Genomic DNA, 12,213 nt, shown 5'->3' on the forward strand with positions numbered 1-12,213 from the left:
CGAGAATGACTGTCGTGCAACGATACTGCGTTCCGGCTACTTGTCGGTGCGTTGTGGTAGACGGGGCGCCGGGTTGCGTTGGCCTCTAATTCTGTTGTTATGAGTCGTCTCTCGACTGCGGATGCGCGCGGGGAGGTTCGAGGCCGCTCAGACGTCCAGCACTTCGGTGAGTTGCGGCACGATCTGCTTCTTGCGGGACACGACGCCCTTGCCGAAGGCGTGGCCGTCGGCGACGGTGACCCCCAGGGCCTGCTCGACGGCCGTAACGGGTTCGCCGACCACCAGGAGGTCCGAGTCGCAGGCGATCACGTCGGTGATCAGCAGGAGGTAGAGGTCGTAGCCTGCGGCGTCCTTCTCGGCGGTCATCGCGGCGAAGAACTCGTCGCGGCGGTCGAGCACCTCGGCGGAGTCGACCGTGGTGAGTTGGGAGACCCGCACCGTCTTCGGTCCCATCGCGAAGCTCTTGGAGTCCCGGCCGATGATCGTCGACGCCGGATCGTCGCCGAGGGCCGTGCCCGCGCGGAGCAGTGCGTCACCGTACTCGTCCACGTCGACGCCGGCGATCGCGGCGAGCTCCGCGGCGGCCGCGCGGTCGGCGTCGGTGCAGGTCGGCGAGTTGAACAGGAGGGTGTCGGAGATGATCGCCGAGAGCATGATCCCCGCCTCGGCGCGCGGGATGTCGACCCCGTTCTCCGCATACATGCGGGTGAGGATCGTGCACGTGCACCCGACGGGCTCGACCCGGACGTAGAGCGGCGCCGCCGTCTCGAAGTTGGCGATCCGATGGTGGTCGATGACCTTCAGCACGGTGACATCGGTGATGTCGGCGACGCTCTGCTGCCGTTCGTTGTGGTCGACGAGCATCACGTCCGACGGGGCCGCGGTCTCGATCACGCGGGGCGCGTCGAGGCCGAAATGCTCGAGCGCAAAGGCGGTTTCGAGACTCGGCCGGCCCAGGGCGACGGCCTCGACGTCACTGCCCAGCGCGGCTTCGAGGGAGGCGAGGCCGATCGCGGCCCCGATGGCATCGGTGTCGGTGTCGGGGTTGCGGTGTCCGATGACCAGGATCTTCGACATGGCGACTCAGCTTTCGCTCGACGTTGCTGAATCCCAGCCTACGGTGGCGCTACATCGTGAACCCCCGGAAGACGGCTCCATCTCGACGATCATTGCCGGGGGATAGTTGTAAATATACAATCGTTGTATGTCTACAACTGATGGCACGATCGGCGCACACTCGCAGACCGCGACCGACGTGTGGTTCACGATGAACAGCCTGGTCCGCGATCAGGCCAAGCAATCGCGCGACCGCATCAGCGAGGTCATCGACATCCCCTTCAGCCGGTTCCGGGCACTCCGCCGCGTCGCGGTACGGCCGATGACCCAGCGGGACCTCGCGGAACGGATGGGCGTGGACGCATCGGCGATGAGCGGCATCGTCAACGATCTCGTCATCCGCGGGCTCGTGACCAGGGAGCCCGACGCCGACGACGGCCGATTCAAACGCGTCACGATCACCGACGTCGGACGTCGTGTGGTGGACGAGGTGGCCGCGAACCCGGCCACGGCCCCCGGCATGTTCGCCGCGCTCGACGAGGAACAGCTCCGTCAGCTCGCGGACCTGCTCGGCCTCCTCCGCGAGGCGGCCGAGTCGTGAACGCTGCACGCGCGGCGTTGCGCGCCCGCTCGGCCGACGGCGCCCTCACGCGTAGGGATCGGCTCGTCATCCTCGCCACCTGCTGTCTGAGTCTCTTCATCGTCGGCCTGGACGTCTCGGCGGTGAACGTCGCACTGCCGTCGATCAGCTCGGACCTGGGCGCGACGCCTGCACAGCTGCAATGGGTCCTCGACTCGTACGCGCTGGTGATCGCGAGCCTGTTGATCTTCGGCGGATCACTCGGAGATCGTCTGGGCCGCAAGAGGGTCTTCCAGGTGGGTCTGGTGACCTTCGGTGTCGCCTCCGTGCTGTGCTCGCTGGCGCCCACACCCGAGGCGCTCATCGGGGCGCGCATGCTGCAAGCCGTCGGCGGGGCGATGCTCAACCCGGTCGCGCTGTCGATCGTCACCAACGTCTTCGTCGATGCACGAGAACGTGCCCAGGCAATCGGATTGTGGGGCACCGCATTCGGCATGAGCCTGGCATTCGGTCCGGTCGTCGGTGGCGCGCTCGTCACCGGAATCGGTTGGGAGGCGATCTTCTGGCTCAATGTCCCGGTCTGCGTGCTCGCCGTCGCTCTGACGATGCGTTTCGTCCCGGAGTCCAAGGCCGACCGAGCCCGTCGGGCGGACCCGGTCGGCCAGGTCCTGATCCTGACCTTCCTCGCCACCCTCACCTTCGCCATCATCGAGGGACGTCCCCTGGGCTGGACGTCCCCGGCCGTGGTCGCGTGTTTCGTCGTCTCCGCCGGTGCGCTCGTCGCGCTCATCGCCTACGAGAGTCGCCGCACGGAACCACTTCTCGACCCGCGGTTCTTCCGAAGCGCGCCGTTCTCGAGCTCGGTGGCGTGTGCGGTCCTCGCTTTCGCCGCCACCGGTGGCTTCCTGTTTCTCAACACGCTGTATCTGCAGGAGGTTCGCGGGATGTCGCCGCTGAGCGCCGGACTCATGATGTTGCCGATGGCGGCGGCTTCGGTGGTCTGCGCACCGATCGCCGGTCGGCTCGTGGGCGACCGGGGGGCCCGGACGCCGATGGTGATCGGGGGAGTGGCGATGGTGGCGGGCGCACTGATGCTCACCGGCCTGGGCAACGACACCGCTCTCGTCTACGTCGGTGCGTCGTACCTGGTCTTCGGACTGGGTTTCGGGTTCCTCAACGCACCGATCACCAACGGTGCGGTGTCCGGGATGCCGCGCACACAGGCGGGGCTGGCGTCGGCGATGGCCTCGACCGGTCGACAGGTCGGCACTGCCCTCGGCGTCGCGGTGTTCGGAGCGGTGGCATTCGCCGGGATCGAGGGGGCGGTCGCCGACGATCTCGCCGCGGCCGCCCGCCCGGTGTGGCTGATCATGGCCCTGTGTGGTGTCGCAGTCCTCGTTCTCGCCATCGTCTCGACCGGTGCGTGGGCTCGTGGCACCGCCGCCCGTACCCGTGAACGGATCGAGTCCACCTCGGGGACCTGGGCGCCCTGACCATCACTGCCGGACGGCGTCGGACTCGGTGGTCGCCGGCGTGACGATCGTGTGCGGGTGCCACCAGTCCGCGATTCGCTGCGCGACGGGGTCGGGCGTGCGGGCCCATCCGATGTGAGTGGTGGTCCCGCCCGCCGGGCAGTGCGCGTCGTCGTAGCGCCAGTGGGTGATCGCCTCCGCTGCGAACGCGGCGTCGAACGCCAAGGCCGCACGGTCCGTGACGACCTCGTCGTCGTGTAGCCGGATCGACAACACCGGCACCGCGATTCGGGAGTCGAGTGGGAACGGCGCCCGCCCGGTCAGCACCATGCGTGCCCACTCCCGCATCAGCGTGCGCGGCGTCGGACCGCCGAAGCCGCGTCGCGGCCACCGGCCGGTGATCCCCGCGATCGGGGCGACCGACGCGGCCAGTGCGGCGAGCGGGACCCCGCGCACGCCGTAGTGGCGACAGTGGGGGACCGACGCGCCGATCGCCACGATCCCGTCAGGGGCATTCTCCCGCCGGGCCACCATCGCGGCCAGTTGCGCACCCAGGCTGTGACCGAGCACGAGAACCCTCGTCTCGGTGTCGTCCGCCCGGGCCGCGGCCACGGCGTCGGCCAGATCAGCCGCCTCGTCGGCATAGGACCAGTCGGAACGTCGAGATGGTGGGTCGCTGCCCTCCTCGATCCCGCGGCGCGGGACGATCCGGGCGTCGAATCCGCTCCTCGTCAGCGCCTCGGTCAGACGACGGTACACACGCGCGGGCACTCCCATCGCCGGCGCGACGAGCACCGTCGTGTGCCGTGTACGAATCGGGTCGTTCTCGATGCGGGTCACGTCCCCAACGTCTCGCACCCGGTGCCGCCGGCACCACTACCTACCAGGTAGTCGTTTCAGGGTGCGGTCGAATGGATACGAACCAGCGATGACCGACGCCGACTCGAAGGGAGCGACACATGTCGGACGTGAGTGATTTCTCGGAGACCTGCCGACGCGTGGCCGACGCCGCGATGGAGGCCGGTGTACGGATTGCGGTCGCGGAGTCGCTGACCGGTGGGAATCTGGCGACGGAGCTGAGCAAGGCGCCCAATGCCGGGACGTGGTTCCGCGGAGGCGTCGTCGCGTACCACAAGGACGTGAAGTACAGCCTGCTCGAGGTGCCCGAGGGGCCGGTGGTGAGCGAGACGGCGGCGCGCGCAATGGTGGCGACGACCGCGCGCCTCTTCGACGCCGACCTGGTCGTCGCGGTGACCGGCGAAGCCGGGCCCGAACCGGATGAGGCGGCGCCGGGCACGGTGTGGTTCGGACTGGATCACCGAGGACGGGTCAGCGCGTCCCGGGAGGTGTTCGACGGCGAACCCGAGGAAGTGTTGGCCAAGACCATCGGCCACTCGCTGGAGCTGATCGAGTCCTGCTTGAAGTCCTGATGTCCCGGACTTGGTGGCCGTTACCCGCGAGGTAGTCGTGGCGGCACCGTCCGGGACCTAGCATGGCCCTCATGACGGTCGAGGTGGGGAGCATGCTGCGGCAGTGGCGCTCTCGTCGCTCGCTGAGTCAGCTGGACCTCGCCTACGAGGTCGGTGTCTCACCACGCCACCTCAGCTTCGTCGAGACCGGCCGGTCCCGGCCGAGTCCCGCACTCCTCGAGGCCCTGTCCGAGCGGCTCGATGTGCCTCTGCGGGAGCGCAACTCGCTCCTCCTCGCGGCAGGGCACGCGCCTCGATACAGCGAGGAACCGCTCGATGCGGACACCATGGTGCGTGTACGGTCGTCCGTCCAGCGGTTGCTCGACGCCCACAACCCGAACATGGGCGTGGCCCTCGATCGCGCCTGGAACGTCGTCCTGGCCAACGACACCGCGCTCACGCTCCTGGAGATGCTGCCCCGCGAACTGCACTCGGTCCCGGTCAACCTGTTCCGGGTCTCGCTGCATCCGGACGGCTTCGCACAACGGACGCACAACTTCGACGACTGGGCGACCTACCTCCTCGACCTGCTCCGGCGGATGGCGCGGATCACCGGCGACCCCCGCCTCGCCGATCTCGAACGGGAGGTGTCGGCGTATCCGTCCGTCGCCGACCTCGACGGTCGCCTGGCGCGCGACCGTGCCGGCCCTCCGGACAAGACGGAGTTGCTGGTGCCCTTCCAACTCGAACTCGGCGATCAGGTCCTGTCCTTCTTCAGCACCCTCACCACGTTCGGTTCGCCGCGCGATGTCACTCTCGACGAGCTGACCATCGAGCTGTTCTACCCCGCCGACGAGCCCACCGAGCAGTGGGTTGCGATGATGCAGGGGTGACAGACACCGCCTCCGCCCGCACGTCCACCACCTCGATCACGCCCTCGGGGACTCGTTTGCCCGCCGCGGTCCTGTGGGACATGGACGGCACGCTGCTCGACTCCGAACCGATCTGGGATGTCGCGATGGCCGAGTTGGCCGCGCGGCACGGCCTCGTCATGTCGCCGGAACTCCGCGAATCCACCCTCGGGAACTCGCTGCCCGACGCGCTGGCGAAGGTGCACGACGCGGCCGGTCTGTCCGCCGCGGACCGCGATCCCGATGCCGACGGACGCTGGACCCTCGACCGGGTCGCCGAACTGTTCGCCGACGACCTGCCGTGGCGTCCCGGCGCACCCGAAGCGCTGGACCTGGTGGCCGCGGCGGGGATCCCGATGGTGCTCGTGACGAACACCGTTCGGGAGCTCACCGAGGTGGCCCTCGAGACCATCGGGCGAGAACGCTTCACCACGACGGTCTGCGGCGACGAGGTCGCCGTGGGCAAACCGGCTCCCGACCCCTACGTGCGCGCCGCAGAGCTCCTCGGTGTCCCGACAGCCGACTGCCTGGCCGTCGAGGACTCGCCGACCGGTGCCGCGGCGGCGTCGGCGGCCGGTTGTCCGACGCTCGTCGTCGAGTCCGCAGCACCGGTCGAGCCGGGTCGGCTGCGAGTCTTCCGGACCTCCCTCGTCGGGCTGGACCTCGACGATGTCGCCGACGCATGGACCGGCGGTCTCGCGCGCATCTCGACATGCAAAAATGAGGAATCGTGAAGACTTTCGAGGAGCTGTTCGCCGAACTCAGCGACAAGGCGCAGACCCGTCCCGAGGGTTCGGGTACCGTCGCCGCCCTCGACTCCGGTGTGCACACGCTGGGCAAGAAGATCATCGAGGAGGCCGGTGAGGTCTGGCTCGCCGCCGAACACGAGTCCGACGAGTCGCTCGGCGAGGAGATCTCGCAACTCGTCTATTGGCTGCAGGTGATGATGATCAAGCGGGGACTGACGCTGCCGGACGTGTACCGACATCTGTGACCGGCTGACCCGGTCCAGATCGATCCCGCACGACCCCACTGTCACCGCGCCCGACGGGCGCGACACCCACGAAAAGGACATCGAGATGCTGCGAGTGGCCGTACCCAACAAGGGTGCGCTCTCCGAATCCGCGTCGGCCATCCTCTCCGAGGCCGGATACCGCCGCCGGACCGACGCCAAGGACCTGACGGTCCTCGACAACAACAACGACGTCGAGTTCTTCTTCCTCCGCCCCAAGGACATCGCGATCTACGTCGCATCCGGCCGCCTGGATCTGGGCATCACCGGGCGCGACCTCGCCCGGGACTCGGGCGCCGAGGTCTCCGAGCAGCTGGCGATGGGCTTCGGCTCGTCGACCTTCCGCTACGCGGCGCCCGCCGACCAGCAGTGGAGCGTGGCCGATCTCGCGGGCAAACGCATCGCCACGTCCTACCCGAACCTCGTGCGTGCGGATCTGGCCGGACACGGCATCACCGCCGACATCATCCGGCTCGACGGTGCGGTCGAGATCTCGATCCAACTCGGTGTCGCCGACGCGATCGCCGATGTCGTCGGCTCCGGCCGCACGCTGCGTCAGCACGATCTGGCCGCGTTCGGGGAGTCGCTGTGCGATTCCGAGGCGGTGCTGATCTCCCGTCGCGACGCCGACCTCACCAAGGCCGAACGCCAGTTCGTCGCCCGGGTGCAGGGCGTCGTGTTCGGACAGCAGTACGTGATGATCGACTACGACTGCCCCCGTTCACTTCTCGACCGGGCATCGCTGCTCACCCCGGGTCTCGAGTCGCCGACCGTGGCACCGATGGCCGACCCGGACTGGGTCGCCGTCCGCGCGATGGTGCCCCGCAAGGATCACCAGAACCTGATGGACGAGCTGTCCGAGCTGGGCGCGAAGGCAATCCTGGCGACCGACATCCGCTCCTGCCGGTTCTGAGCTACGGCACCGCGCTGAGCATCACAGTCTGGGCCGACCGGCCGATGTGCCCGGAGGCGTCGTAGAGGTCGGCGAAGGTGCTGCCGAATCCGTCCGGGCCGGTGATCATGTGGGCGTCGATGCCGACCCACGGTCCGCTCGGGACGCGCGTCAGGTGCACGGTGGTGTCGGTGTTCATCCAGGTCCACCGATTCGGCCGAAGCCGGGTTCCCAGCCCGTTGGCGACGTCGATGACGGTGAACATCGACTCGAGGTCCGCGATCTTCTCGTCGGCGACGAGCGGGATCGCCGGCCGTAGCCACACCGCGGGAGTCGTCCCGTTGCGTCCCTCGACCCGGATCGACTCGACGGTTCCGATGAACCCCAGCGTGCCCCAGTCGACCGCCTCGCCGCTGTCGTCGGAGAAACCGATCAACGCCTTCGACTCGTCCGGTTCGGGGGTCAGGGGAGCGGGACCGTTGGCGATCTCGGCGGTGTCGGCGACGCGCAGACGCCAACCCACCGATCGTGCGGCGGCGCGGAACGTCCCGTCGGCCTGCTGAACCTGCAGTTCGGTCTCCACGAGGCTGATCTGGCGGCCGGGTCGTACGACCCGGGCGGACACCCGGTTGACGCCCAACCCGACCGGGCCGAGGATCTCGGTGGTCACCCTCGTGAAGTGCTGGGCCGGGTCGGGCTCGCACCGCAGCAGCGACCGCATCAGGAGGGCCGACGGGGGACCGCCGTGCTGCATGGTCGGCGACCACACGCTCAGCGTGGCGTCGGTCGGGCGGAAGTACTCGAAGTCGTGCTCGGAGTCAGACCTCGCAGCATCCGACGGGCCGTCGATGGGTTCGTAGTACGAGTTCTCCACCCGGCCACTCTATGGCCATCGACATAGTCGTCCGGTGCGGGGGCACGCCGACGGGCTGCCGGCGTGGGATCAGGCCGCGAATCCCGGCGGCGGGCCCGGGTACGGCGGGACCTCACCGCCGAACTCGGGACAGCGGGCGTGGTGCTCGCAGAACTTGCACAGCCAGGACTTCTTCGGTCGAAAATCGCCGGACGTCACGGCCGCGCGGATCGCCTGCCAGATCGCGCGCAGGGTGCGCTCGAAGCGGAGCAGTTCGTCGTGGTCCGGGCGATAGATCAGCTGCTGCCCGTCGGAGAGGTACATCAGTTGCAGGCGGGCCGGCACCACCCCGCGGGTGCGCAGGATCGCGAGCGCATAGAACTTCATCTGGAACAGCGCCTTGGCCTCGTAGGCCTCGCCCGGGGATCGTCCGGTCTTGTAGTCGACGACCCGGATCTCGCCGGTCGGCGCGACGTCGATGCGATCTATGAAGCCGCGCATCAGCATGTCGTCGGCGTCGATCTCGACGTGTTCCTCCACCGCGTCGGCGTCGAACGCGGTGGGGTTCTCCATCGTGTAGTAGGTGGCGATCAGCTTGTACGCGTCGGCGAGGAAGGCCTCCTGCCCGCCCTCACCGATCACCTTCGCCAGGTCCGGGTCACCCTCGCACAGTGCGGCCCAGGCTCCCTCGACCAGGAGCTCGGCGGAGTCCTGGGTGCGGAGTTCGGCCGGGAGGTCGAACAGGTTCTCCAGCGCCGCGTGCACCACGGTGCCCCGGGTCTGCGCGGCCGTGGGTGTCTCCGGGAACCGGTCGATCGCGCGGTACCGATAGAGCAGGGGGCACTGCTTGAAGTCCGCGGCGCGGGACGGGGACAGCGCCAGCGGCCGCCCGACGATGCCGCGCCCGCCGGTGCCCTGGGAATCCGGGCCGGGCACCCCGGCTGGGGTTGTGCTGGTCGAGGTGTCCCCGACACCGGTCATCGTGCTCACCCTTCGCAGGGTAGGCGCCGGCCCCGACAGGCCGGCGCCCCGACACTCGGGTCGCACGGGACCGCGTCTCCGACCGCGCGACGGGTGACACGAGGCGGGTCGGACCCACCTGGTCGGGTAACGTCCACACGGCCCACGAACCGCTGCGCGCAGGCGCGCGGGTTCGGATCGTTCACGAGAGGAAGCACCCGTGCCCACCACCGGACCGTTCGCCATCGGCGACCGGGTTCAGCTGACCGATGCCAAGGGGCGCAAGTTCACGGTGCTGCTCGACGAGGGAAAGCAGTTCCACACCCACCGCGGGGCGATCTCCCACGACGATCTGATCGGCTCGCCCGAAGGCAGCATCGTCTCCGCGACCAGCGGGACCCAATATCTCGCGTTGCGGCCGCTGCTGGTCGACTACGTGCTGTCGATGCCGCGCGGAGCCCAGGTCATCTACCCCAAGGACGCGGCGCAGATCGTGCTCGAGGGCGACATCTTCCCGGGTGCGCGGGTGCTCGAGGCCGGTGCCGGGTCGGGTGCGCTGACGTGTTCGCTGCTGCGGGCGGTCGGTGCCGACGGCGAGGTCGTCTCCTACGAGATCCGGGATGACCACGCCGAGTACGCGACCCGCAACGTCGAGACCTTCTTCGGCGGACGCCCGGACAACTGGCACCTGACGGTCGACGACCTGGCCAACGTGGATCCCGACGAACGGTTCGACCGGGTCATCCTGGACATGCTCGCGCCGTGGGAACCCCTCGACGTGGTCCGCACGGTGTTGAAACCAGGCGGGGTCTTGACGGTGTACGTGGCAACCGTCACCCAGCTGTCCCGGGTGATGGAGGCCCTGCGCGAACAGGAGTGCTGGACCGAGCCCCGGGCCTGGGAGACTCTGCTGCGCGAGTGGAGTGCGGTGGGCCTCGCGGTGCGGCCCGAACACAAAATGCAAGGCCACACCGCCTTTCTGATCACCGCCCGGCGGCTGGCCGACGGGACCACCACATTGCGCCCGCAGCGTCGACCCAGCAAGGGCTGACCCCGTCCGAGGTCGCGGTGAAACATCGCGAATACGTTGCGAAGACGCACATTTAACACACCGTCAACACCGGCGATTGCGCGGCAGACGGCGATTCCGCGTCGCGGCCGGTAGCGTAGGGATACGGCGCGAGCATTCCGATCGAGGGATCGGGTGATTGCCGGCGAGAGGAGTCAGCAATGACCGAATCTGACCGCCACGACGCACTGGGGGACCGCGGGGTTCCCGAGAGCGCCAGTGCATCCGACGAGGGCTTCGTACCCGCCTACACTCCGCCCCCGCCGCGGAGCGGCTCCGAGTCGCCGCTGTCGCGGAGCGGCTCGGACTCGTCTGCGCGCGGCGCAGCCGACCGGCCGGCCGGGGACCTCCAGGAGCGAGTGGACAGTCTCACCGCACGCAACGCGAAGCTGCTCGACACTCTCAAGGAAGCCCGACAGCAACTCATCGCCCTGCGCGAAGAGGTCGACCGGCTCGGTCAGCCGCCGAGCGGCTACGGCGTACTGCTGGACGTGCATCCAGACGCCACCGTCGACGTGTTCACCTCCGGCCGCAAGATGCGGCTCACCTGTTCGCCGAACATCGACACCGAGACGCTGACCAAGGGCCAGACCCTGCGCCTGAACGAGGCGCTGACCATCGTCGAGGCCTGCGAGTTCGACACCGTCGGCGAGATCAGCACGCTGCGCGAGGTGCTCGGCGACGGCAAGCGCGCCCTGGTCGTCGGTCACGCCGACGAGGAGCGGGTGGTCTGGCTGGCCGAGCCGCTCCTGGGCGAGGTCGACGGAGAGGACGGCCTGCGCCGCAAGCTGCGTCCCGGTGACTCGCTGCTCATCGACACCAAGGCCGGTTTCGCGTTCGAGCGGGTGCCCAAGGCCGAGGTCGAGGACCTCGTCCTCGAAGAGGTCCCCGACGTCGGATACGAGGACATCGGTGGTCTGGGTCGTCAGATCGAGCAGATCCGCGACGCCGTCGAACTGCCGTTCCTGCACAAGGACCTGTTCCGCGACTACCAGCTGCGTCCGCCGAAGGGTGTGCTGCTCTACGGTCCGCCCGGGTGTGGCAAGACACTCATCGCCAAGGCCGTGGCCAACTCCCTGGCGAAGAAGATCGCGCAGGTGCGCGGCGACGACGCCAAGGAGGCGAAGTCGTACTTCCTCAACATCAAGGGCCCCGAACTGCTCAACAAGTTTGTCGGTGAGACCGAACGCCACATCCGGCTGATCTTCCAGCGGGCGCGTGAGAAGGCCTCCGAGGGCACTCCGGTCATCGTCTTCTTCGACGAGATGGACTCGATCTTCCGCACGCGCGGGTCGGGTGTCTCCTCCGATGTGGAAACGACCGTCGTCCCGCAGCTGCTCAGCGAGATCGACGGCGTCGAGGGTCTCGAGAACGTCATCGTGATCGGTGCGTCGAACCGCGAGGACATGATCGACCCGGCCATCCTGCGCCCGGGCCGTCTCGACGTGAAGATCAAGATCGAGCGTCCCGACGCCGAGTCGGCGATCGACATCTTCTCCAAGTACCTCACCGAGGAGCTGCCCATCCACGCCGACGACATCGGCGAGTTCGGCGGTGACCGGACGGCCTGCGTCAACGCGATGATCGAGAAGGTCGTCGAGCGGATGTACGCCGAGAGCGAGGACAACCGGTTCCTCGAGGTGACGTACGCCAACGGCGACAAAGAGATCATGTACTTCAAGGACTTCAACTCCGGCGCGATGATCCAGAACGTCGTCGACCGGGCCAAGAAGTACGCGATCAAGTCGCAACTCGACACGGGTGCACCGGGTCTGCGCGTCCAGCATCTCTTCGATTCGATCCTCGACGAGTTCGCAGAGAACGAGGACCTGCCCAACACGACCAACCCCGACGACTGGGCCCGGATCTCGGGCAAGAAGGGTGAGCGGATCGTCTACATCCGCACGCTGGTCACGGGCAAGAGCGCGGGCGCGAGCCGGGCCATCGACACCGAGACCAACACAGGCCAGTACCTGTAGCGACAGACGACTCCGCCGAG

The 12,213-nt window shown here is 68.3% G+C and carries 13 protein-coding genes; 9 read left to right on the forward strand and 4 right to left on the reverse strand.

Features of this window, described 5'->3' with window-relative positions; all coding sequences use genetic code 11:
- Positions 1-147: 147 nt before the first annotated feature.
- The gene (locus tag BCM27_RS12560) at positions 148-1,077 is read right to left on the reverse strand and encodes a manganese-dependent inorganic pyrophosphatase (RefSeq protein ID WP_004019085.1); all 930 of its coding nucleotides are present in this window, start codon (positions 1,075-1,077) and stop codon (positions 148-150) included.
- A 127-nt stretch (positions 1,078-1,204) separates the two neighbouring features.
- Between BCM27_RS12560 and BCM27_RS12565 the strand changes: the two genes are divergently transcribed.
- Positions 1,205-1,657 (forward strand): MarR family winged helix-turn-helix transcriptional regulator, encoded by a 453-nt coding sequence (locus BCM27_RS12565; protein ID WP_004019084.1) that lies wholly within the window; start codon positions 1,205-1,207, stop codon positions 1,655-1,657.
- Positions 1,654-3,129 (forward strand): MFS transporter, encoded by a 1,476-nt coding sequence (locus BCM27_RS12570; RefSeq protein ID WP_004019082.1) that lies wholly within the window; start codon positions 1,654-1,656, stop codon positions 3,127-3,129. Before BCM27_RS12565 ends, BCM27_RS12570 begins: the two co-directional genes overlap by 4 nt.
- Positions 3,130-3,132: 3 nt before the next feature.
- Here the strand turns inward: BCM27_RS12570 and BCM27_RS12575 are convergent, their stop codons facing one another.
- Positions 3,133-3,948 carry an alpha/beta fold hydrolase gene (locus BCM27_RS12575; RefSeq protein WP_004019081.1) on the reverse strand — a complete coding sequence of 272 codons (816 nt, stop codon included), beginning with the start codon at positions 3,946-3,948 and terminating at the stop codon, positions 3,133-3,135.
- 119 nt (positions 3,949-4,067) lie between these two features.
- Here BCM27_RS12575 and BCM27_RS12580 point away from each other — a divergent pair, with 119 nt between their 5' ends.
- The 5 genes from BCM27_RS12580 (at position 4,068) to hisG (ending at position 7,353) form a co-directional block, all read left to right on the forward strand.
- Positions 4,068-4,538, forward strand: a complete 471-nt coding sequence (locus tag BCM27_RS12580; protein ID WP_004019080.1) for a CinA family protein — start codon at positions 4,068-4,070, stop codon at positions 4,536-4,538.
- A 71-nt stretch (positions 4,539-4,609) separates the two neighbouring features.
- Positions 4,610-5,410 (forward strand): helix-turn-helix transcriptional regulator, encoded by an 801-nt coding sequence (locus BCM27_RS12585; protein WP_033203530.1) that lies wholly within the window; start codon positions 4,610-4,612, stop codon positions 5,408-5,410.
- 80 nt (positions 5,411-5,490) lie between these two features.
- Positions 5,491-6,162: an HAD family hydrolase gene (locus tag BCM27_RS12590; RefSeq protein ID WP_051987029.1), complete on the forward strand. Its 672-nt coding sequence runs from the start codon at positions 5,491-5,493 to the stop codon at positions 6,160-6,162.
- Positions 6,159-6,422 carry a phosphoribosyl-ATP diphosphatase gene (locus tag BCM27_RS12595; protein WP_004019076.1) on the forward strand — a complete coding sequence of 88 codons (264 nt, stop codon included), beginning with the start codon at positions 6,159-6,161 and terminating at the stop codon, positions 6,420-6,422. The genes BCM27_RS12590 and BCM27_RS12595 overlap by 4 nt, the downstream gene beginning before the upstream one ends.
- Before the next feature lie 85 nt (positions 6,423-6,507).
- Positions 6,508-7,353, forward strand: coding sequence for an ATP phosphoribosyltransferase (gene hisG / locus BCM27_RS12600; protein WP_004019075.1), 846 nt, complete (start codon positions 6,508-6,510; stop codon positions 7,351-7,353).
- A 1-nt stretch (position 7,354) separates the two neighbouring features.
- Here the strand turns inward: hisG and BCM27_RS12605 are convergent, their stop codons facing one another.
- Both BCM27_RS12605 and BCM27_RS12610 read right to left on the reverse strand, forming a co-directional pair.
- The gene (locus BCM27_RS12605; RefSeq protein WP_004019073.1) at positions 7,355-8,206 is read right to left on the reverse strand and encodes a thioesterase family protein; all 852 of its coding nucleotides are present in this window, start codon (positions 8,204-8,206) and stop codon (positions 7,355-7,357) included.
- Positions 8,207-8,275: 69 nt separating this feature from the next.
- Positions 8,276-9,166 (reverse strand): RecB family exonuclease, encoded by an 891-nt coding sequence (locus BCM27_RS12610; RefSeq protein WP_004019072.1) that lies wholly within the window; start codon positions 9,164-9,166, stop codon positions 8,276-8,278.
- A 199-nt stretch (positions 9,167-9,365) separates the two neighbouring features.
- Between BCM27_RS12610 and BCM27_RS12615 the strand changes: the two genes are divergently transcribed.
- On the forward strand, positions 9,366-10,196 hold the full coding sequence (locus BCM27_RS12615; RefSeq protein WP_004019071.1) for a tRNA (adenine-N1)-methyltransferase: 831 nt from the start codon (positions 9,366-9,368) through the stop codon (positions 10,194-10,196).
- A 179-nt stretch (positions 10,197-10,375) separates the two neighbouring features.
- Positions 10,376-12,193, forward strand: a complete 1,818-nt coding sequence (gene arc, locus BCM27_RS12620) for a proteasome ATPase (RefSeq protein WP_004019070.1) — start codon at positions 10,376-10,378, stop codon at positions 12,191-12,193.
- Positions 12,194-12,213 lie beyond the last annotated feature (20 nt).

This window comes from Gordonia terrae (assembly GCF_001698225.1).
In the GTDB taxonomy this organism is placed as follows: Bacteria; Actinomycetota; Actinomycetes; order Mycobacteriales; family Mycobacteriaceae; genus Gordonia; species Gordonia terrae.

Bases quoted from the DNA above. Each gene is read 5' to 3' on its own strand.
- BCM27_RS12560 (WP_004019085.1), bottom strand. From the start codon at position 1,077: ATGTCGAAGATCCTGGTCATCGGACACCGCAACCCCGACACCGACACC.
- BCM27_RS12565 (WP_004019084.1), top strand. From the start codon at position 1,205: ATGTCTACAACTGATGGCACGATCGGCGCACACTCGCAGACCGCGACC.
- BCM27_RS12580 (WP_004019080.1), top strand. From the start codon at position 4,068: ATGTCGGACGTGAGTGATTTCTCGGAGACCTGCCGACGCGTGGCCGAC.
- BCM27_RS12585 (WP_033203530.1), top strand. From the start codon at position 4,610: ATGACGGTCGAGGTGGGGAGCATGCTGCGGCAGTGGCGCTCTCGTCGC.
- BCM27_RS12590 (WP_051987029.1), top strand. From the start codon at position 5,491: ATGGACGGCACGCTGCTCGACTCCGAACCGATCTGGGATGTCGCGATG.
- hisG (WP_004019075.1), top strand. From the start codon at position 6,508: ATGCTGCGAGTGGCCGTACCCAACAAGGGTGCGCTCTCCGAATCCGCG.
- BCM27_RS12610 (WP_004019072.1), bottom strand. From the start codon at position 9,166: ATGACCGGTGTCGGGGACACCTCGACCAGCACAACCCCAGCCGGGGTG.
- arc (WP_004019070.1), top strand. From the start codon at position 10,376: ATGACCGAATCTGACCGCCACGACGCACTGGGGGACCGCGGGGTTCCC.